Consider the following 21,628-nt stretch of genomic DNA (forward strand, 5'->3'; position numbering starts at 1 on the left):
CTCCGCTCTATTTACAGAAAATATGTTTACCGATTTTTTTAATTTGTGGACGAGTCCAAATCCATTTACTAGTCGCAGTATCTGGATTGAAATAATATAAAGCATTTCCTGTTGGATCCCATCCGTTAATCGCATCTAAAACTGCTTTTTTTGCTGTTTCATTTGGTGTTAAATATATTTGTCCATCGGCTACCGCTGTAAATGCTCTAGGTTCAAAGATTACACCTGAAACAGTATTTGGGAATGACGCACTTGTAACACGGTTCAAAATAACAGCAGCTACTGCAACTTGTCCTAAATACGGTTCACCACGTGATTCTCCGTATACTGCGTTTGCCATCAGCTGAATATCATTTTGAGAATAACCGTTCGGAACATTTGTCCCTTTATTTTGAGGTGGTTTATTCTCTTGTGCAGTGCCACCACTATTTCCTTTATTCGTTGTCGTTCCTTTATTAGCAGTTGATTTGTCATACTTCGTTGCCTTCACGAGCATTTGCTTCGTTTTAGCTCCAGCTAAACCATCAACGGGTAATCCAAATTTCTCTTGAAAATTCCGAAGTGCCCAATATGTACCCCATCCGAAAACACCATCTACTTTTCCCGTATAAAATCCGTTATATTTTAAACGAGATTGCAGTTCAATGACATCTTCGCCCGATGCTCCTCTTTGAATGACTTGATTAGAAAATGCTTCTACATTCTTTAGTTGTATACTACTGATCATTAAAGACAGTCCTATGAACGCAAGTAAAACCGCTATTTTAAACATAACTTTTTGGCGCATAATTTTCCCTCCTTAATTATGTAAATGATTTCTTGGTTATGTTTTGTAAAAGCCTCGCTTTTATGTAAAGAAGACAAAAAAATCCAAACTAATATCGTAGAAAGAAAATGTAAACAATATAAAAAAAGGATAAAAGGAGTTCATCATGAAGAATTTGTTAAAGCGTGTCGCACTCGTCCTTCTGTTCCTAACAACATGTTCAAATGTATATACAAGCTCATCAATTGTTCATGCGCAGCCGCCGTATGCAAAATGGGGTAAGCTTGCTGTAGAGAAAACGAAAGAAAAGTACCCAAAAGCAGAGATTATTGATTACCTTCATATAGGTAGAAAACCAAAAACCGTTCAAATAACAGTTGAAAAATTCAAATTGTGGCTACGTGAAGACGGAAAAGAATATGGTGTTTTTGTTGATGTGGAATTTGAAACGAAGACGGAGAAATTTATTAAAATGTCGTTTCAGAAGACGAGTAGATAAAATGAAAGAAACCCGGCTATTTAGATTCATAACAGCCGGGTTTCTTTCATTTCTAAAATTCTTTTCTAAAATATCGATTCCCTAAAAATCTTACCAATATACAAATAGTGCCAATTACAACTGCTATCCCTATACTGTATAAAAGTACTCTACCATATCCACCTATTCTCGGATCTAAAAATGGATAAGGATACCAATTCACGATTGGACCACGAATTAAGCTATATACAACGTAAAAAAACGGGAATAAGAGCCAACTTGAAGCTTGTTTCCAAGTGATTTTCTTATTTGGTGGATTTAATATCCAATCTAAAAGCATAGCAATTGGCATGATATAATGTAACACCGTATTTACCCATGGTATTGCCGTTTGAAGTGATTCTTCTAACCCTCTTAATAATAAAAAATAAATGAGTCCAGTCGTAAGTATGTATACCGTTGCTGCACCACGAAGTATACCAAACTGTTCTGATCGACCAAATGTAGCTGTTCCGATACTACTTAAAAGGAGAATACATGCAACTAAAATGTTACTTTCGATCGTGAAGAAACTAAAAAAGTTAACTGGATTGAACGGTTTCACTTGTGCCCGTATTATAAATTGCGTAATGATTGCACTAAATGCTAGAAGGCTTAAACATAGTCTAAATAAAGATAAAATTTTTTCATCCTTCATACATTCCCTCCTTTTCTTATATATAATTAGAATTTCCCTGTACATGCTCAATAAATAATTTTAACGGAACGAGCCCACGTTTTGGCATATGACTACTTATAATAGATACTACTTCTAATTGAGGAATGATAACGATGTATTGTCCGCCGTATCCCATAGCGAAATATATACAATACGGTATGTGAAATCTTTCGTTATGTAATACCCACCAGTGATATCCATATGCGCCGACATGTTCATATGTTTCAAATTGCGCCCTACTTGACTCTTTTAACCATTTCGCTGATACAATTTCTTTTTCATTCCAATATCCATTTTGCAAACATAATTTTCCTAATTTTAATAAATCGGTAGATTTCATTTTCATACCGAAGCCACCTACATATATACCCTGCGGATCTTGTTGCCACTCGTATTCGTTAATTTTTAATGGATCAAATAAATATTTCTTTGCAAACCGCTCTGTCGACATTCCAGTAGCTTCTTGAATAATATAGCTCAGTAAATGAGAAGAACCTGAATTATAATTCATTTTTGTAGCAGGTTCTTCAATTATTGGCTTTTCTAATATGTACTGTACCCAGTTCTCTGATTCTACAAAGTCATTTGGGAATACTACTCCATTCCCAAACTCTTTCCAGTCCTCACCAGTAGTCATTGTTAATAAGTGATATAGCGTTAAATCATGTTTTTCCCCAGGTACATTTTCAATCCACTCTGTAATTGATGTATGTATATCATTTATATAGCCCTTATCAATTGCAATACCAATTAATAAAGATACGATACTTTTTGTAATCGAATTTATTTTATATAAGTTATTTGCACATTCGGGTGTTTTATAATACTCAGTTGTTAATTCCCCTTTTTGATAAACAAGAAATGTATTCACTTTTTTCTTTTCGAATTTATTTTCTAGTTGCTTGAAATCCAAAAACTTTACCTCCATTTAAATAGTTACTCCATTTATTATATCTTGTTCCTTCATTTTAAACATAATTGTGCTCAAATAAAAATAAACCTGTCAGCCATAATGAACTGACAGGTTTATTTTTATAATTTCGTACGAACATTCCAAAGCTCTGGGAAGAATTGTTGATCAAGTACTCGCTTTAAATAAGAAACACCGGAGGATCCACCTGTACCCATTTTATGTCCAATAATTCTTTCTACTGTTTTCATATGACGGAAACGCCATTGTTGTAGCCAGTCTTCAATATCAATCAATTTTTCAGCAAGCTGATATAAATTCCAATATTTTTTCACATCCGCATACACTTCCAACCATGCTGCTTCTACTGTTGCATCTTCTTCATAAGGCTGCGTAATATCACGGTTTAATACATCTTTATGAATAGGGAATCCTTCTTTTACTAATGCTTGAATCGCGACATCATATAGACTTGGTGCATGTAGCGCTTTATGAAGTCGTGCATGTAATTCTGGATCCTTTTCATAAATTTTTAATGCGTGTGGCGTTTTATAGCCAAGTGCATACTCAATCATACGATATTGATACGATTGAAAACCTGAAGCTTGACCGAGTGAATCACGAAACTCAATATATTCTGATGGTGTTAATGTCGCAAGAATATCCCAAGATTGAATAATTTGAGACTGAATTTTTGATACACGTGCTAACATTTTAAAAGCTGGTTGTAATTTATCTTGTTTAATAGATTCAATCGCCGCATTTAGCTCATGTAAAATGAGCTTCATCCAAAGCTCACTTGCTTGGTGAATAACGATAAATAACATTTCATCATGATGGTCCGATAATCTTTTTTGAGAAGATAGTAAACTATCTAATTGTAAATACTCCCCATACGTCATATTCTCTTTAAAATCCGTATGAATCCCTTTTTCCATAATTACTTTTTCATTTTCTTTCATATTAGCCAAACGCCCCTTTTATATGATTCTACTTATATTGGTCTAATAACGGCTCGAACTGGACTTCCATCTGCATCAGTTAATGCAAGTGGTAATGCAATAAGTTCATAATCACCGTCTGCTACATGATCTAGTACGACATTTTCTAAAATATGAATTCCATGTTTAAATAATTGATGATGCGCTGCTAATTCTTTATCATCTAGCGGATCAACTGATGGTACATCTACTCCGATTAAACGAATACCTTTCTCTGAAAGAAACGACGCTATGTCTGCACGTAAATGAGGGATCACCTCTGGAAATTCTTCAGCTTTTCCATGTGAAGATGTACGTAATAATAATCGTTCTACACCTTCTAAATGAAAGCTTTCTAATTCCTTTTTCCCGATGCTTTCAAGATTAGAAACGTCAATAATCCGTGCTGGGCCAACATAAACTTGAACATCTAAATCCAATACTTTCTTTCCATCATTATCAAAATGAAATGGTGCATCAATATGAGTGCCTGTATGAATACTCATCGTTAACTTTCCGACATTTACTGAGCCACTTTCTTCTTTTGACCATGAAACTTCATACGAGAACGGTGTGTCTCCTGGCCACGTTGCAATATTATTATTTAGCGGTTGTGAAATATCAATCCACTCTGATGTTTTCATATTTATGCCACAACCTCTCGCTTATTTTCAAACTGCTTATACTCTTCATTTTTCATAATTTTCTTTAATATTTGTACAGATTTCCACACTTCTTCGTATGTGTTATATAAAGCGACCGGCGCAAGTCTCACCCCATTTGGCGCTCTAAAATCTGGAATTACTCCATTTGCTTTTAGTGCTTTACATATACGTGCTGCTTCTGCATGCTCTAAATAAATGTGCCCGCCTCGTTTTTCATCCTCTAATGGATTTCCAATTATAAATTCGAAATCTTTTAATTCATGTCCAATTAAATTCAGCATGTATCTCGTAATATGTAAAGATTTCTCACGTAAACGTTCAATACCAGCATCTTTGAAAATTTCAAGTGAACCAATTAATGGTGCTGTACTTAAAACGTGCGGTGTACCAATTTGATAAGCACCTGCATGATCAGCAGCTGTTAATGTATGCTCCATATCAAACTGCTTATCTTTTCTAGAACTAAACCATCCAGACAACCCTGGTAGTCTATTAAAATGTTTATTATTCACATAAATTCCTGCAACGCCACCCGGTCCTGCATTTAAATATTTATAATTGCACCAAACAGCAAAATCGACATCCCAATCTTTGAAATGATGCGGAATAGATCCTATTGAATGGCATAAATCAAATCCGATATGAATGCCGCGTTTATGAGCTTCCGTTGTTAAACGTTTCATATCCAGAATTTGACCACTTCTATATAAAACAGAAGGTAATAAAATTAAAGCGATATCATCTTCCATCGCATAAATAATATCTTCTTCAGAAAGTGTTCTACCATCTCGGCTTTTCACTCTTACTAAATGCTCCTCTGGATCTAATCCTTTTAAACGAATTTGACTTTGAAGTGCATAAATATCTGATGGGAAAGTTAATTCATCCGCAAGTATTTTTGTACGTATTCCTTTTGGTTCGTAAAACGTCGCAATAACTTGGTGTATATTTGTAGTTGTAGAACCGGTTACAATAGTTTCTTCCGGTAAAGCACCAATAAGAGGGGCTGTAAGTTTACCTAATTTCTCTGAAAGGAAAAACCACGGGTGCTCACCTTCTGTCCAGCCGTCAATGCCATACTCTTTCCACGAATCTAGCAACGTAAGTAATGATTTCTCTGCTCTTTTTGAAAGTAGCCCTAATGAGTTTCCATCTAAATATATAGTACCTTCTTTTTTATAGAATTCAGTTTGAAAATCTTTCAGTTCATCATGTTTATCACATTCAAGCGCATACTCATAAGTTGGTTGAAATGGTTCTTTATACATGGTGTCACCTTCTCTTAATTTTCTTTTTATTCTAACTAATTGAAATATATCACCTTAATTGATACAACGTCAATGATATTATGTCAGTTGACTTTATATATGAACTTCTTTTACAATACAGTTATATTTTCAGATATTTCAGTATAAAGAGGTGATTCTTTGAAAAACTCTACTCTTTCATCAAGAAAACACCGCTCCTTAGAAACGAAGAAGAAACTATTACACTCTGGTTACACTATTTTTATAAATAATGGATTTCAAAAAACGACAATTACACAAATTATTAAACATGCAGAAACTGGTTATGGAACAGCATATGTATACTTCAAAAACAAAGATGATCTCCTAATTAGTTTAATGGAAGATGTTATGAATCAATTTTATAATATTGCTGAGCGCTCTTTTTCTCCACAAACAAAAGAGGAAGCACGTATAATGATCCAAAATCAAGTTAGAGCATTCCTGCAATTAGCAGATGCAGAACGCGCTATTTTGCAAGTTGTAGAGGAAGCGATAGGATTATCAAGAGAAATACGGCAAAAATGGGATGAGATTCGGGAACGTTTTATAACAAGTATTAAACAGGATATTACTTACTCTCAAGAAAGTGGATTAGCACAACCTAATTTAAATAAAGAGATTGTAGCACGCGGTTGGTTCGCGATGAATGAATCGTTTCTTTGGACTATTACGCAAAATGATAAAAAGATTAACTTAGAGGAAATTGTGTATACGTTAACGGAGATGTATACGACCGGGTTATATAAATAACACACCTTCAATAAGTAAGGTGTGTTATTTTACATCTATAAAAATATATTATCTGGGTATGGTAGCGCTAAAGTAGGCTTTTCAGAAAATGAGAAATATTGTAGTTTTAAAGATTCACCATCTATCGATTTCAGTTTTCCACTAGTAATTTCACATTCAAACACAACAACAATATATTCTACTTGATCGCCATTCGGATATATATGACGGAACCTTTCCCCTCCAAATACCCCTTTTTGTTTTTTTACTTGCACTTTCAAACCCGTTTCTTCCCACACTTCACGAACTACCGCTTCTTCTGGAGTTTCTCCAGGCTCAATTGCTCCAGCTGGCAAACTCCAGTATTCCCCGCCAGGATATTGAAACAAAATATCTCCCTGCCCATTCTTTATAACAGCAGCTACACTCGGTATTAGAATTAGTTCATGGCCTAATTGCTCACGGATTTTTTTATAATATAGCGACATCGACATATAATTCTCTCCCACTCCAATAATAAACAACTGTATTTTCTGACACCTATTGTATAATAATACCAATAGCAATTTCTATATAGAAAGGATAAGAAAATTACTCCCCTTTATATCTGCTACACTAGATAATTTATACAGTTCTAAACCTCGCGTTTTCCATTCTTGTGAATCTTGTTTAATTATCTTTTTAAAATATTTTAGTAGTGGCCATAAAGCATACTCCTTATGATCTACATAACTAACAACATCCCATTTTAACTTTTCATTAATTTCACTCATAAGTTCGGGTATTACTACTTCACCATATTTTTTTAAACATTCATGAGTTTCTTCGTAATTTTAAAATAAAGTTTGATTAAAAATATCGTGTTAACCCGTATTCTATGGTAAATAAAAAGAATCCATTTTGAAAAAGATTGATCAAAATGGATTCTTATCCAGCAGGTTTATGTTTTGGTTTTATAAAAAAGTTTGATCATTTTCTATCAATGAAAACAATTAATTGACTATTTTTATTATGAAAAGGTCGGAGCAGGAAATTCATCAATTTTGATACGAAGTAAACTATAAGGTTTCTGTCGTAAGTCTTTTCCATAATGAAATCTAGGCTGTCGATGTAATTGGTTCACAATGACATACAAATATTGATCCGGACCAATTGAAAAAGTATCCGGCCACAAAATTCTCGGATCATGTGCAATAGTTTCCATTATGCCATTTGGCAATATCTTACGGATACTGTTGTTTTCATAATCTCCAGCATAAACAGTTCCCTTTGCATCAGTGATCATTCCATCAGACGCACCTTTTTCTCCCCAATACTCCACATGATAAGGTAAATTCATGTCCGATATCGTTCTGTCTCTCAGGGCTTCTGTTGAGATCGAGAACAAATGCCGACTGGTTAGTGGAGCAAAAAATAATATCTTTCCATCGGGAGAAATCGCAAGACTATCAGACGCCAACCTAAATGGAGAAGTTGAACCGTCTTTGTTTCGATTCATTAAAATTTGACCTTCTACTTTCGGTAAAAAATAGGGATCGGGTGAAGTTGAATTTGCTCCATTTAACCGTCTAAACGCGTTTCCATTTGATAAATCTACGACGATAATAGCTCCTGGTCCTCTCGAAGAAGAATCCGTTATATAGGCATAACCTGCTTTTCCAACACGAAAATCAAAACGGACATCATTCAGATAAGTTGTAGGCAGGACAACATCTTCTGTAAAGGTATATACTTTTCTTATTGTATTGGTTTCTAAATCAACAGCGACTAATTTTGCTCCCCCTTTAATAGGTTCAGAAAAATTGGGTGCCGCTGTATCTAATATCCAAAGCGTTCCCCTTCCATCAGCAACTACACTTTGGACACTGATGAAAGTCATTGGGATATTCTCGGGGTTAGCCAAATTGGTTTGTAAATTAGGATAAGGCTGCAATTTATCCTCAAAAATTTCCGCCACCGTAAATTTAACATCGTCTCCCCATTTCGGAAAGCAAATGAAAATACGACCGGTTTCTGAAACAGTAACACCTGTAGGCATAGCCCCATAAAATGCATAAACTAGTTCTAAATTACCGAAATATTTTTCACTAGGTAACATAGGTTTCATAATATCCTCCTCAAGCATTCAAACGGGATATCTCCTATATATGATTTATATTTTTTCTAGTGCATGTTTCTTAATAAGTTTTTCTATACGAAAAGATGATTGAATTGATTGTTTTCGAAATTTAATAAGTCTGTCAGAAGAAAGGAAGCATTTTAATTTAAAGGTCTCCAGATGAAGTAGAATTCAATTAGCAGGTAGCGAAGTTCAATATTCCCGAATCAACGTTAAGCTGGTATAAAAAATGGGGAAATTTCCCCATTTAAATTTGTGAAAAAATGTACTTAAGCTAAACTGCCCGTTAGTTTAAGTGTAACACTTCACAAACAATATTTTGAGTATTCTTATTATTCCTGTTTCCTCAACAATCTGGCCCTTTAATTGAACAATAAAATAAAGGTGAGTACATATTAGTCATGTATAATATGCGCTCACCTTTATTTTTTTAGGATTTTTAGCTTTTAGGTCTTGATAATAATTTTTAGTGGTTTTATTAACAATTTATATTTAGTAAATGTGCTTTTCATGAATTTGATATAAGTCAAAAGAATTTCCTGTCCAATATAACTACGTATGTTAGCCCACTTCTTCTTTATTCAGTCTACTGACAATTCCAACTATAAATTTATATTCAATCCTCCCCTTCTTAATCTTTTTAAATCCTTCTTTCGTATCAAAAATTAAACACGTTTTCCGAAACCACATTCGTACATATAGTGACTCAAAATAAATAGGTTTTATAATTCCTCGTTCTTCAAATTCAGTTCCATCTTTATTTTCGGTTTCTGTTCGAACGAACCACCTATTCCCGATTCCAATTTCAATGTACTTCACACACTAACCCCCATTAGGAAATTTCCCTTCTAACAATTCTATTATTTCCCCGGTAAGCGCACATTCCGACAGAACATGAGCCCACAAAGAAAAAGTAGATTACAAAAATCTACTTTATAACTTATATTTTTGCATTCGTTTATAAAATGTACTACGGGGTACATCTAATAGTTTTGCAGCTAATGAAACATTTCCGTTTGTCTTTTGTAATGCTTCAATCATGCTATCACGCTGTATTTTTTCGCGAAAATTCAATGTATGTTCGGTTTTATTTTCAACTTGTAACTCAAGTTGTTGTTGATTTCCCATCATTGTTTGTATCAAAAAAGCGACTTGTTTTTCGCATATTTCCCGTCCTTGCGACAAAATGTAAATGCGTTCTAATGCATTTACTAGTTCTCGAATATTTCCGGGCCATGTATGTTGTAAAAATTGATTACAAATACTCTTCGGAAATACAACATTCCAATTCTTCCGTTCGCAAAAGTGTTGTATAAAATATGGAATATCCTCTTTTCTTTCTATTAACGATGGAACATATAGTGGATAAACATGTAAACGATAATATAAATCTTGACGGAATTTCCCTTCTTCTACTAACCTTAGTAAATCTTTATGTGTGGCAGTAATAATACGAATATTTACTGGTACCTCTTTTGAACTTCCTATTGGAGTTATTGTACGTTCTTGTAAAACACGCAATAATGCTACTTGCATCTCTGGTGGTACTTCACCAATTTCATCTAAAAATAATGTTCCTCCATTCGCTTGTTCAAATTTCCCTTTATACCCTTGACGTCGCGCACCTGTAAACGCACCTTCAGCATAACCGAACAATTCACTTTCCATTAATTCTTTAGGCAAAGAACCACAATTAACAGCTATAAAGGGCCCGTCTTTTCTTGGACTATTTTCATGAATCGCTCTCGCGACATATTCCTTTCCTACTCCTGTCTCACCACATACATACACACTAGCATCAGTCGGTGAAACAAGCTTAATTTCTTCTAGTGTGTGTTGAAATGCTTTGCTTGTCCCGGTAACTCCTGGAAAAGTAATTCCTTTTATAAATGTGAAAGCAGAATATGTATTCATTTGTTTGTTTTCCTTTAAATACATACATTTCCCGATCATTCTTTCATTACTATATACTGGTATTTCTAATTTAGTTTCCAATCCATGGTGCACTAAATCTTCAAGTTTCATTCTTGACCAATTAGTTACTCGTTCCCGAACGCTCTTACTCGCAGAAACGATAACATCACGATGATTACAAATAACTACTTGTTCATCACTATCAATGACATCTAAAAAACGATGGATTAAGTGTAATTCATTTTGATGAACTCTTATGCTACATTCACGTTCAATCGCATGTGCAATTGAAGTTACCATACCGAGCATATATGGATGCGAAAATTCAATTGGACAGGAGAAATCTAAAATACCAATTAATTTCCCGTCATCGTTATGAATGGGAGCAGCCGCACAACTCCAGCTATGAGATACCACGGAGTAATGTTCAGTACCACTTATCATAATAGCTTCTTCAATTTCTAGCGCTGTTCCTATTGCGTTTGTCCCCACAGCTGCTTCCGTCCATTTTACACCTTCAATAAAATTAATATGTTTCGCTCGCTTTAACGTTTGTTTATTTCCACTTAAGGATAGGACATAACCATCTGGATCGATTAATAATGCCATCATTTGTAGTTCATCAATGGTTTTTCTCATATTTTGTATTTGGGGTAATGCTATATCAAGGAAAATTTCACTCTTTTTCTTTTGTTCTCGAAAAATATTAGAAGACAAAACTTTCTGACCTTTATTCATGTGAGGATTAACATTAGCCTGTTTACATCGATGCCATGACTCTGAAATTCTTTCATTTATACGGTTCGAATCAAGAACACCTTCATTAACAAACTTTTTCCATGTATGTAAGTAAAACGGTGAAGCTAACATTGTATCATCTCCCTTTTAATTGTTTTGGAGATTTATAAAACATACTTTTATTATAAAACTGAATAAAAGCGTTTTCAATACAACTAGCAATACGACACAAATATGTTAATAATTTGAATATCCTAATGCACTTCTTTATTCTTTTTTAGTAGCACTATATTTTGTATAATGGACGCAAACAAAATACATAACCAAAACCACTTTTGTGGATTACCATTTATAAAGAAAACAATCACGGCTATTGCAAATAAAATAGCGGATGCTAAACTAAAATATAATTTTGTTTTAATTTCTATTATCCCTCACCCCTCTGTTACTTTACAGTACATACTAACTCTTCATTTTTCATCTCTACTATGTACTCCTGTAAAACATATTCTTTCCCGCCATGGTTTTCATACCATTCATGTATTCCTTTAATATGCCTCTCGTCACTTCTAATTTTCGATTCTATTTCATTATACTGTTCATAACTATCATATTCCCATATGGCAAATACTTCAGACGTACCATTCTTATTATCTTTCATCCAGCGTCCTATTAGCCTAGAACCATGCTTTAATTGATTAGGTAAGTTGGTATTATTGAAATGATCATTAAATACTTCTATAAATTCATTTTTCACTACATAGTACTTCCTTCTGTAAAACATACTTCTTCACCTCTTTCATGAAAAGTATTAGTAAATCTTCCCATCAATACCGTATTATAATACTTTCCATCCGATAGTCTTTTGTCATTTTTCAAAATGCCTTCTACTTCAAAACCTAATTTTTTATAAAGATGAATAGCTTTCTCGTTTGTCTCTAATACTTGTAAAGATATTTTATTTACTGCATTTTCGTCAGCCCATTTAATAGATTGTTGTAATAGGCTCTTCCCCATTCTATATCCCCAAAACTCTTTTAAAATGCAAACGCCAAACTCCACTTTATGAGATAATCTCTTAAAATTTGATCCTTCACATCTTGAAAATCCAACGATTCGATTGTGCACTTCTGCAACTAAAAAGAGATTCTTAGTCTCTTCACTATCTGTTTTTATTATTTTTTGAAACCCTAGGTCATCTATAAATCCCTCTCCAGCATCTCTATCCATATTTTCAGTTTCTCCATCAATCTGAACTCTAATTTTCGATAACTGCTCAGCATCTTTCTCAGCTGCAGAACGAATTGTATAAGTTAATCCATTTATATAAAACTCTTGCTCTTTTACAATCATGTCAAACTCCTTTCAAATGAATATAATGGTGCTATTACAACTTGTTTACCTTGTTTCTCAAAGTCCTGAACAGTTTCTTTACTAGCCTCTTCGTCAGTTATAATAATGTCAATTTCTTTTAGAGACTCTCCTCTTATAAAACAATCTATTCCAAGTTTATTATGCGGAACTAAACAAATATTTCTTCTAGCAATTTCACTTACTCTTTTACTAAAATAAGCAACTTCAGGTGTTGCAGTACTAATACCTTGTAATGAAATGCCTCCACCTGTGGAGAAATAAAGATCAATAGAAAATCTACTTATCAATTCAGAGGCAAGTGTATCAGTAATATTCCCTGAAGGTTTTACTTTTCCGCCAATTAAATACGTATCAATATTCTTATATTCTCGTAGATAACCAGCTATTTCTATAGAATTCGTAATAACCGTAAATGATACTTCCGGTAAATATTTCAGCATCGCATTATGAACGGGAGCCCCGCCAATAAAAATTGAATCACCTTCTTGTATATAAGATACCGCAACTCTTGCAATTGTGTCCTCATATATTGAGCTATCACTATAACGTTTAGTTGGTTCCGCAGCTAAGTTTCTCACTCGCGTAAGTTCAATTGCACCTCCGTGCGTTCTTTTTAATAAACCATCCTTTTCCATAATAGACAAATCTCTTCTTATAGAATCAATAGACATATCAAATCTTTCCGCAAGATCCTTTGCTATTACTCTTCCATCTGTATTAAGTCGTTCTAAAATTTTCTCTCGACGTTCTTCAGTAAACATGTTATCACCACCGTTATTGAAGGTTCAGAAACTTAAACTTTATTTTAATTATATGCATGCCTCTTCCGTTTTACAATATTTTCAATTCTTATTTATTCCGTTTTATACAGTCTTCTCCCTCTTTCTATCCTGTTAACTTGACAACCAAATAAATGTATATCTGTATATTACGCAAAAACACTTCCATTTACCTTCCTATTGATGTAAAATTATTCCTATGTTTTACTTTTTAATACAGAAAGGGATTACTATGAAATCATTAATCAAAACGACATGTACAGCATTATTATTTACTGGAATATTAACAGGATGTAATAGCAATACTACATCAAAACAAGAAAAGAGCGCTCTCGAAAAGAATGCAATGCACTATGGAGAAATAGTTAAAAACGAATACTATAGAGCGACAGTTGAGAATGCAAAGTTTGAAAAAATAGACAAAGAGCGGCGCCTTACTACTCGTGTTATGATTAATAATGTTCGAGACGATGGACAAACTATTGATCTTTCGGAAATAAAATATTTCATACAAGATGAAAAAACTGGTGAGAAATATGAAGGTGAAGCTCATCCGATAGATGACGAGCACTATAAAAATGTTCCACACGAGTTCTCTTTAACTACTGACGTTGTATTTGAACTGAAAACTTCACCAAAAGATTTAAATAATATGTATTTATACATAGATAGCAAAGCAGCGCCGTTAACAGATACATATTGGAAGCTTGATAATTTAGTATCTAAATAGAAAGACCAGTCTTACATGACTGGTCTTTTACATTCATACATTTAACTTTCATTAACACTTATATTCATTTTCTAATAACAACTTGAATAACATCAGCTAAACCAGTGTGCCCTTTCCCTTCAATTCGCTCTTGTTCGCCATTAAAGAAATGAATTACCTTATGTTCTTCACACCAAGTAAGGATATCAATTGGATCATACAGCATATCAACATCTTTTGGTCCACCAGTACCATAGTTTATTTGTTTTTTTGAGTAAACTTCAAACATAATTAAACCACCAGGCTTTATCGTTTGTATCATTTTACCTAATATCATTTTTTTATAATCATCATGAAAATGTCCAAATACCATAATTGCTGCATCATATTCATTTTCTGGCAAACTATCAGCTAATAAATCTACTTTTTTTGTATGCACGTTTACGTTATGCTTCTCTGCCAATTTTTTTGTCTTCTCTAATCCATCTTCCGAATAATCAATAGCTGTTACTTCGTTCCCTTGTCTTGCTAGAAATACAGCATTTCTACCTTCTCCCTCCGCGAAAGCTATTACTTTATTGTGATTTGCTAAACGAAATGCTTGTTCTTTAATAAATGTATTAGGTTCTTCCCCGTAAAAATATTCATCTGATTTATATCGATCATTCCAAAATTTAGTCATCATCTTCTCTCCTTCTTCATATCATTTTCTAACTACAATTAAAGATATCAAAGAGTCTTTTTATCCTTAATTAATTTAAAAATAAAAGCAGATTAAAAATCCACTTTTATTTTTTTCGCAAGAGCTACGATTTTTTGATTTCGTAACTCTTCTTCCATTTTCTCTTCTGCTGCAAGCATTACTTCATTAATTAAACATCCCGGTTTGTCATGTAAACAACATTCAAACAATGATGTTTTACCTTCAATTGCATGTATAATATCTAAAAATGAAATATCTTCCCAATTCTTACTAAGCGAGTAACCGCCCTTTGGACCAGATGATGAATGTATCATCCCTTCCTTCGTCAACTTAGTTAGTATTTTAGACAAGTACGTTGGTGAAACATTTTGCATTTCTGCTAATTGGTGAACACTAACTAACTTATTTGGTGTAGCCTTTGCCAGAAAAAGTATTGTATGAAGAGCATAATTTGTAGCTTTAGAATATTTCATAGTACAGCCCCTATTGTAGACTTCATGTATCTACAATAACTTTATTTTTTTATTATGTCAAACGTTTGTAATGCTCCATAAAAAATTATTTATTCACAAGTAATACATCTGTCGCACAAATCGTCACTTCTCTAAATGGACAGTCAAATAAAACACCTAGTTCAAAACCATCTTCAGTAAGAGCTATTTCATGATATAACCACCAAGCATTTTCAAAGTTTTCCGGCATAGAACAATTTGTTACTCCTATAAAGGTTACTTCAAGTTTATCAAATTCACTAAAAGTACCACTGCAATCTAATACGATAGACAAAGTATCTTCTGATTCTCTCTTTATTACTTTAATTACACTATCGTGTAGTGATGTCTTGTGTAACTGAGCGACATTTGACGGAAGTTTTTTCTCAATGGAATTAAAATATTCTACGTATGATTGATCTAATTGTGCCATTCTTTTCTCATAATCTGTTGTCCACTCTTGCATACGTTTTTTCAGTTCACCTGATGGATATTCTGAATTAATTGTGATGTTTTGTATAATTGAGTATATCGATTCAGGAAGGAATTTTAATAAATCTATTTTCCTTTCCTCTATTTCTTCCTTTAAACTTTGTATATCCATTTCCGACCATTCTTTTATAGACTCTATAAAACTTACAAATTCTAAAACTTGCATTTTTTTATACCATTCTCTTGTAAAATATTTCAATGACACCTCTCCTAAAATATCTTTACATCCAGTAAAAGCAATACATCCACTTATTATATCATTCCAATAACCATTTTTTCTAAAGAAATAATGTAAAAATGTAAATATTCCGCCTATTATTTCTAAAACTTCAGAATATTTACAAAAGTATAAAATTAGAATACATTTTAGCTGTACAAGATTCACCTGTACAAAAATTCAAACAAAAAGGGATGGTTATATGTTGAAGAAATTAGTAGCAGGGACATTAGTAGCGGGTTTTGCACTAACTGGAGGACTAGGTGCGGTAAGTGCTGAAGAAAAAAGTAACACAATTAAGTCATTTGATTATTTAAAAGTGGATGAACAAAATGTTAATTCATTTGCAAAATTAAGTGATCAGGATAAGAAAGATATCCAAATTACTATGGTATTACCTAAGCAAAATGAAAATGGAGATTGGCTAGCTTATGGTTTTACTAGCCGTGAAACATTAGATGCGTATATTGAAAAGGATAAAAAAGCAATTAAAAATAAAATTAATCCTTTAGGTAGCGGTGCTGGTAGTACTGATTTTTATGAACATAAAGATAAAGGTGGCCAATATATTTACTGGAGTAGCGGCTTTAAAAACTTACCATCTAGCTGGAATGACAGAATTTCTTCTGTAAGTACAGCGTCACCTTCTGCAAGTTATTCAACGACACTTTGGGAGCACACTTCAACACAAGGATATGGAAAAGGCGTTTTATTTAAACATGCTGATTGGTACGGTAAAACTGCTAATTTAGCTGCTGATTGGAACGATATTACTTCAGCGATTGAAATTAAATAGTAATAAGATATTTAATTTCTTCTATAAAAATTCAAACCACTATTCTCTCTTTCGTTTAGAGAATAGTGGTTTATCATATTTCCATTTAAGCATGTACAGCATGTCCTACCGCTTGCATTAACGCTTCATGAATTGCTTCTGATAAAGTAGGGTGTGCTGCAATATAATCTCTCATTATATCAGCGGTAACTTCTGTATGAATCATTACGGTTCCTTGACCAATAAGTTCAGTTGCATGAGGACCGATAATAGAAATCCCTACAATTTCTTGGTATTTAGGTTCTACAATGACTTTTACTTTACCTACTTGTTCTCCTAAAATAAGAGCTTTTCCGTTCGCTGTAAAAGGAAATTCTCCGATGAGAATATCACCATATTGTTCTCTTGCACCTTTTTCACTTAACCCGACACTAGCTATTTCTGGAGCTGTGTATATACAACGGGGCACAGCGTGATAATTTACTTTCACGTCTTCTCCGCTTGCGTGTAATGCTGCTGTCGTTCCTTCATGGAAGGCAACGTGAGCAAGCTGAATTCCACCGATTACATCACCAGCTGCGTAAATATGCGATACGTTCGTTTGCATATGTTCATTCACAGAAATCCCTTTATTTGAAAACAGAACCCCTGCCTTTTCTAATCCTAATTGTTGCACTCGTGGTTTTCTTCCTACAGAAACAAGAACAAATTCTGGAGTTACTTCGTGAGTAATTCCCTTGTACTCAAATGAAGCTTGCTTCTTATAGTTATTTAATCCTTTTAAAACTGCTCCCGTAAAAATTTTCACACCATCTTTTTCTAATTTCTCTCTTAAAATATTCGCGATATCTTCATCTTCACCAGGTAGTAATTGCGGTGCCATTTCAACTATCGATACTTTTGTGCCAAGTCTACTATAAATACTTGCAAACTCACATCCTATTACACCACCGCCAACGATTAACAATGAAGATGGTACACTCTCAAGAGACATGGCATGGCTACTATTTAAAATCCATTTTCCATCGAACGGAGCGAATGGTAATTCTGTAGGTTCGGAACCAGATGTGATAATAAAGCTCTCTCCATCAACTACTTCTTCTTTATTTCCTTGTACAACTCGCACACGATGATCCGTTTCGAATTTCGCTTTTCCTTTTACAACTTTAATTTTATTTTTCTTCATTAAATATTGTATTCCTTGGACGAGTTGCATTACGATTTGTGATTTTCTCGCCTGTATTTGATCCCAATCAATTGATATACTTCCTGTATTAAGCGTAACTCCATAATCATTCGCTTTTCTCACAATGTCATGTACTTCAGCACTTTCTAACAGTGATTTCGTCGGCATACACCCAACATTTAAACATGTTCCGCCAAGGTCAGCTTCATCAATAAGAGTGACATCTTTGCCATTTTGAGCCGCGGTAATTGCTGCTACATAGCCAGCTGGTCCGCCTCCAATTACAACTAGTTTACTCATTCTCTCACCTTCTCTTTATAAAAGAATTGTTATAGGTTCTTCTAAATAATGTTTAATTGTGCGTAAAAATGCAGCTGCTGGTGCACCGTCTAGTACACGATGATTGAATGTTAAACTTAAAGGTAACATACTACCTTTTTTTAATTTTTTCCCTTTATATACAGGAACATGTTCAATTGCGCCAATACCTAAAATGCCAGTCTCAGGTGTATTTAATACCGGTGTGAAATATTCAATACCAAAGCTACCTAAATTACTAATTGTAAATGTCGTTCCGTGCATATCATCACTACTTAAGCTACCTGCTCGCGCCTTTTGTGCCACATTCTTAATCTCTTTAGACAATTCTACTAAAGATAAATTATTTGCAAAGCGAATAGCTGGAACGATTAACCCTTTTTCTAACGCGACTGCCATGCCTAAATGCACATGTTCAAATTGATGAATTGCATCATCTATATAAGCGCTGTTCATTTCTTTATGCTCTCCAAGTGCTAATACAGCAGCACGCGAGACAAAATCCGTAATAGTTAATTTATTATCATCTCTTTTTTGTACAACTTTCGCTATTTCTTTATGTAAAGCAACTAAATCTGTTACATCTACTTTCATCGTTAACGTTAATTGTGCGCTATTTTGTAAGCTTGCGTGCATACGATTTGCGATCGCTTTACGCATACCAGTAACAGGAATCACGTTACTTTCTTCTTGTTCAGATATTTCCGGAACGTTTACTCTTACCTCAAGTGCTTTTAATACATCTGCCTTTGTAATCCTTCCGCCAGGACCTGTACCAACTAATGCCTTGATATCCAGATTTTCAGACTTTGCAATTTTCTTGGCTACAGGTGAAATTTTAATTCTTTGCTTCGATACTTCTTTCCCATTTGCTTCTTGATTTTGTACATTTTGTACTTCTATATTAGATGTTTTTTCTTCTACAACATGTGTGCTTTCCTGCATTTCTACTTTTTCATTCGGTTTACCGATGTAGCAAATTACAGTACCAGGCGGCACTCCTTCATCTTCACTTACAGCTATATCAAGTACTGTACCATCAGCTGGCGCTTCAATTTCCGTTTCAATTTTTTCTGAATTAATACTAGCAATTAGTTCTCCTTTTGCTACATTATCGCCTGCTTTAATATTCCAGCTCGTAATAATACCTTCTTTCATCGCCATACCTAACTTCGGCATTACAACTTCTACAGCCATGTCTCTCTCTCCCTTCTCATCATTTTATTACACATGTAATAAAGATTGGTCTCCGATCATTTCTGATACAGTTTCAATTACTTTTTCTGGTGTTGGCAAATACAACTTTTCAAGTGGTGGTGAGAACGGAACGGGTGTATGTGGTGCTGTAATTCGTTTAATAGGTGCATCTAACAAATCAAAACCTTTATCCGCTACAATTGCCGCAATATCTGTTGCCATACTACATCTAGGATTCGCTTCGTCAATGACGATAAGACGATTTGTTTTTTCAACAGATGATAAAATAGTATCTTCATCAAGTGGTGATAAAGATCGTGGATCAATTACTTCTACTTCAAGCCCCTTTTTCGATAATTGCTTTGCAGCTGCAAGCGCTGTATGAACTTGCTTTCCGATTGCGACAATTGTTACATCAGAACCTTCCCGTTTAATATCTGCTTTTCCTAATGGAATTGTATAGTATCCTTCTGGCACTTCACCTTTCATATTGTAAAGTGTTTTATCCTCAAAGAAGATTACTGGATCATCATCTTCAATTGCTGCTAATAATAAGCCTTTTGCATCATACGGTGTGGAAGGAACAACAACTTTAATACCTGGTATGCTCGTAAATAATGCGTACAAACTTTGTGAATGTTGAGCTGCAGCACTAAAACCAGCGCCATGCATCGTACGTACTGTAACGGGTACTTTTGCTTTACCTCCAAACATATAACGGAATTTCGCACCTTGGTTTAATACTTGGTCAAGACAACTACCGATAAAATCATTAAACATTAACTCAGCTATCGGACGTAACCCAGTTGCAGCAGCTGCCATCGCAGCTCCCATATAACCCGCTTCAGAAATTGGTGTATCCAATATACGATTTCGGCCAAACTCTTGTACAAGTCCTTTCGTAACACCAAGAACACCACCCCAAGCTTCATCATCTTGCAGGTGATCAACTTGTGCACCGCCTGCAACATCTTCACCTATTAAAATTACATTTTCATCACGACGCATTGAGATTTTCATCGCTTCATTAATTGCAGTTGACATACTTACTGTTCTAGTCATAATTTTTCACCCTCCTCTTATTTGTAAGAAACGTATACATCTTTTAATAATTCTTCATCGTCTGGGTATGGACTATTTTCACTAAATTCAATGGATCTTTGTACTGCATCATCTACTGCTTTTTCCATATCAACAAGTTCAGATTCTGTTAATAAACCTTCATGAATTAAATGCTTACGGAAATTCACAATTGCATCTTTTTCATTTAAATGTTCTTCTTTTTCTTCTGATGTTTTATATGTTTGCGCTTCACCTTCGAAATGACCATAATTACGATATGTCATACATTCAATAATTGTTGGACCATCACCATTACGCGCACGTTCAACTGCTTCTGTAGCAGCTTTATATACAGCTAGAAGATCTTTTCCATCTACTTGAACACCTGGAATATTATAAGCTTTTGCGCGATCAGCGATAGAATCACAACTTGAAGCATATTCAAATGTAGTTGCTTCACCGTAACCGTTATTTTCTGCAATAAAAATAACTGGTAACTTCCAAATCGCCGCTAAATTAACCCCTTCATGGAATGTTCCTTCATTATTTGCTCCGTCACCGAAGAAGCAAACACTTACATCTTTTGTTCCTTTATATTTAGCTGTTAATGCTGAACCGCAAGCAAGTGGGAAACCCCCGCCTACAATGCCATTCGCACCAAGCATTCCTTTATCTAAATCGGCAATATGCATGGAACCGCCTTTACCTTTACATAATCCTGTCGCTTTCCCGAAAAGTTCAGCCATCATACCATTTAAATCACAACCTTTTGCGATACAATGTCCATGACCTCTATGTGTACTTGTAATACTGTCACTATCCGTTAAGTGGGCACATACACCAACTGCTACCGCTTCTTCACCTGCGTATAAATGAACGAAACCTGGCAAAACGCCTTGCGCGAACAATTCATGCACCTTATCTTCAAACTTACGAATCTCTAACATTTTTTCGTACATCCAACGAGCTTGTTCTTTCGTAATTTCATTCCCTTTACTTTCAGTTGTTTTTAACATGTC

At 34.3% G+C, this 21,628-nt stretch carries 24 protein-coding genes; 4 read left to right on the forward strand and 20 right to left on the reverse strand.

Going from position 1 to position 21,628, the window contains the following annotated elements; all coding sequences use genetic code 11:
- Window positions 1-7: 7 nt before the first annotated feature.
- The gene (gene sleB / locus GD442_RS12875; RefSeq protein WP_001249306.1) at window positions 8-787 is read right to left on the reverse strand and encodes a spore cortex-lytic enzyme; all 780 of its coding nucleotides are present in this window, start codon (window positions 785-787) and stop codon (window positions 8-10) included.
- A gap of 145 nt (window positions 788-932) precedes the next feature.
- Between sleB and GD442_RS12880 the strand changes: the two genes are divergently transcribed.
- Window positions 933-1,265, forward strand: a complete 333-nt coding sequence (locus tag GD442_RS12880) for a YqzG/YhdC family protein (protein ID WP_000793376.1) — start codon at window positions 933-935, stop codon at window positions 1,263-1,265.
- A gap of 52 nt (window positions 1,266-1,317) precedes the next feature.
- On the opposite strand, the gene GD442_RS12885 is transcribed toward GD442_RS12880, so the two are convergent.
- The 5 genes from GD442_RS12885 to kynU all read right to left on the reverse strand — a co-directional run bounded on the left by GD442_RS12885 (window position 1,318) and on the right by kynU (window position 5,785).
- Window positions 1,318-1,941 (reverse strand): Pr6Pr family membrane protein, encoded by a 624-nt coding sequence (locus GD442_RS12885; RefSeq protein WP_000650955.1) that lies wholly within the window; start codon window positions 1,939-1,941, stop codon window positions 1,318-1,320.
- Window positions 1,942-1,957: 16 nt separating this feature from the next.
- Entirely contained in the window at window positions 1,958-2,875 is a 918-nt protein-coding gene (locus GD442_RS12890) for a serine hydrolase domain-containing protein (protein ID WP_000346251.1), read from the reverse strand.
- 119 nt (window positions 2,876-2,994) lie between these two features.
- A complete protein-coding gene (gene kynA, locus GD442_RS12895; protein ID WP_000661957.1) occupies window positions 2,995-3,834 on the reverse strand; it encodes a tryptophan 2,3-dioxygenase in 840 nt (279 codons plus the stop codon).
- Between the two features lie 32 nt (window positions 3,835-3,866).
- Window positions 3,867-4,496 carry an arylformamidase gene (gene kynB, locus GD442_RS12900; RefSeq protein ID WP_000858074.1) on the reverse strand — a complete coding sequence of 210 codons (630 nt, stop codon included), beginning with the start codon at window positions 4,494-4,496 and terminating at the stop codon, window positions 3,867-3,869.
- Window positions 4,497-4,498: 2 nt separating this feature from the next.
- Entirely contained in the window at window positions 4,499-5,785 is a 1,287-nt protein-coding gene (kynU, locus tag GD442_RS12905) for a kynureninase (RefSeq protein ID WP_000276301.1), read from the reverse strand.
- A 159-nt stretch (window positions 5,786-5,944) separates the two neighbouring features.
- Here kynU and GD442_RS12910 point away from each other — a divergent pair, with 159 nt between their 5' ends.
- Window positions 5,945-6,556 carry a TetR/AcrR family transcriptional regulator gene (locus GD442_RS12910; RefSeq protein WP_000798536.1) on the forward strand — a complete coding sequence of 204 codons (612 nt, stop codon included), beginning with the start codon at window positions 5,945-5,947 and terminating at the stop codon, window positions 6,554-6,556.
- A gap of 35 nt (window positions 6,557-6,591) precedes the next feature.
- Here GD442_RS12910 and GD442_RS12915 read toward each other — a convergent pair whose 3' ends face one another.
- The 7 genes from GD442_RS12915 to GD442_RS12945 form a co-directional block, all read right to left on the reverse strand.
- Window positions 6,592-7,029: an NUDIX hydrolase gene (locus GD442_RS12915; protein WP_000062938.1), complete on the reverse strand. Its 438-nt coding sequence runs from the start codon at window positions 7,027-7,029 to the stop codon at window positions 6,592-6,594.
- A 515-nt stretch (window positions 7,030-7,544) separates the two neighbouring features.
- On the reverse strand, window positions 7,545-8,642 hold the full coding sequence (locus GD442_RS12920; RefSeq protein ID WP_000803864.1) for an L-dopachrome tautomerase-related protein: 1,098 nt from the start codon (window positions 8,640-8,642) through the stop codon (window positions 7,545-7,547).
- Between the two features lie 573 nt (window positions 8,643-9,215).
- Window positions 9,216-9,473 carry a DUF3977 family protein gene (locus GD442_RS12925; RefSeq protein ID WP_000873846.1) on the reverse strand — a complete coding sequence of 86 codons (258 nt, stop codon included), beginning with the start codon at window positions 9,471-9,473 and terminating at the stop codon, window positions 9,216-9,218.
- Between the two features lie 114 nt (window positions 9,474-9,587).
- Window positions 9,588-11,438, reverse strand: coding sequence for a sigma-54-dependent Fis family transcriptional regulator (locus GD442_RS12930; protein WP_000881429.1), 1,851 nt, complete (start codon window positions 11,436-11,438; stop codon window positions 9,588-9,590).
- A 313-nt stretch (window positions 11,439-11,751) separates the two neighbouring features.
- Window positions 11,752-12,090 carry an NIPSNAP family protein gene (locus tag GD442_RS12935; RefSeq protein WP_000499992.1) on the reverse strand — a complete coding sequence of 113 codons (339 nt, stop codon included), beginning with the start codon at window positions 12,088-12,090 and terminating at the stop codon, window positions 11,752-11,754.
- Complete coding sequence (locus GD442_RS12940) at window positions 12,063-12,659, reverse strand: GNAT family N-acetyltransferase (RefSeq protein ID WP_000635680.1); 597 nt, start codon at window positions 12,657-12,659, stop codon at window positions 12,063-12,065. The genes GD442_RS12935 and GD442_RS12940 overlap by 28 nt, the downstream gene beginning before the upstream one ends.
- Window positions 12,656-13,441 (reverse strand): DeoR/GlpR family DNA-binding transcription regulator, encoded by a 786-nt coding sequence (locus GD442_RS12945; protein WP_000493652.1) that lies wholly within the window; start codon window positions 13,439-13,441, stop codon window positions 12,656-12,658. Before GD442_RS12945 ends, GD442_RS12940 begins: the two co-directional genes overlap by 4 nt.
- Window positions 13,442-13,691: 250 nt before the next feature.
- On the opposite strand from GD442_RS12945, the gene GD442_RS12950 reads away from it, so the two are divergent.
- The gene (locus tag GD442_RS12950; protein WP_000838466.1) at window positions 13,692-14,189 is read left to right on the forward strand and encodes a hypothetical protein; all 498 of its coding nucleotides are present in this window, start codon (window positions 13,692-13,694) and stop codon (window positions 14,187-14,189) included.
- Between the two features lie 64 nt (window positions 14,190-14,253).
- On the opposite strand, the gene GD442_RS12955 is transcribed toward GD442_RS12950, so the two are convergent.
- From GD442_RS12955 to GD442_RS12965, 3 genes are all read right to left on the reverse strand, one after another.
- Window positions 14,254-14,853, reverse strand: a complete 600-nt coding sequence (locus GD442_RS12955) for a class I SAM-dependent methyltransferase (RefSeq protein WP_002041261.1) — start codon at window positions 14,851-14,853, stop codon at window positions 14,254-14,256.
- Window positions 14,854-14,942: 89 nt separating this feature from the next.
- A complete protein-coding gene (locus GD442_RS12960; RefSeq protein ID WP_000877641.1) occupies window positions 14,943-15,344 on the reverse strand; it encodes an Rrf2 family transcriptional regulator in 402 nt (133 codons plus the stop codon).
- Window positions 15,345-15,429: 85 nt separating this feature from the next.
- Window positions 15,430-16,053 (reverse strand): DUF4085 domain-containing protein, encoded by a 624-nt coding sequence (locus GD442_RS12965; RefSeq protein WP_000873453.1) that lies wholly within the window; start codon window positions 16,051-16,053, stop codon window positions 15,430-15,432.
- Window positions 16,054-16,273: 220 nt separating this feature from the next.
- Here GD442_RS12965 and GD442_RS12970 point away from each other — a divergent pair, with 220 nt between their 5' ends.
- The gene (locus GD442_RS12970; RefSeq protein ID WP_000914438.1) at window positions 16,274-16,867 is read left to right on the forward strand and encodes a hypothetical protein; all 594 of its coding nucleotides are present in this window, start codon (window positions 16,274-16,276) and stop codon (window positions 16,865-16,867) included.
- Window positions 16,868-16,952: 85 nt separating this feature from the next.
- Here the strand turns inward: GD442_RS12970 and lpdA are convergent, their stop codons facing one another.
- Genes lpdA through acoA form a run of 4 tightly spaced genes read right to left on the reverse strand, consistent with a single transcriptional unit; the run spans window position 16,953 to window position 21,625 of the window.
- Window positions 16,953-18,332, reverse strand: a complete 1,380-nt coding sequence (lpdA, locus tag GD442_RS12975; protein ID WP_000041187.1) for a dihydrolipoyl dehydrogenase — start codon at window positions 18,330-18,332, stop codon at window positions 16,953-16,955.
- 15 nt (window positions 18,333-18,347) lie between these two features.
- On the reverse strand, window positions 18,348-19,547 hold the full coding sequence (locus GD442_RS12980; RefSeq protein ID WP_086408050.1) for a dihydrolipoamide acetyltransferase family protein: 1,200 nt from the start codon (window positions 19,545-19,547) through the stop codon (window positions 18,348-18,350).
- Window positions 19,548-19,574: 27 nt separating this feature from the next.
- Window positions 19,575-20,609 carry an acetoin:2,6-dichlorophenolindophenol oxidoreductase subunit beta gene (acoB, locus tag GD442_RS12985; protein WP_000198901.1) on the reverse strand — a complete coding sequence of 345 codons (1,035 nt, stop codon included), beginning with the start codon at window positions 20,607-20,609 and terminating at the stop codon, window positions 19,575-19,577.
- A 17-nt stretch (window positions 20,610-20,626) separates the two neighbouring features.
- Window positions 20,627-21,625: an acetoin:2,6-dichlorophenolindophenol oxidoreductase subunit alpha gene (gene acoA / locus GD442_RS12990; protein WP_000921290.1), complete on the reverse strand. Its 999-nt coding sequence runs from the start codon at window positions 21,623-21,625 to the stop codon at window positions 20,627-20,629.
- Window positions 21,626-21,628 lie beyond the last annotated feature (3 nt).

It is taken from the genome of Bacillus sp. A260 (genome assembly GCF_009861435.1).
GTDB lineage: Bacteria > Bacillota > Bacilli > Bacillales > Bacillaceae_G > Bacillus_A > Bacillus_A cereus.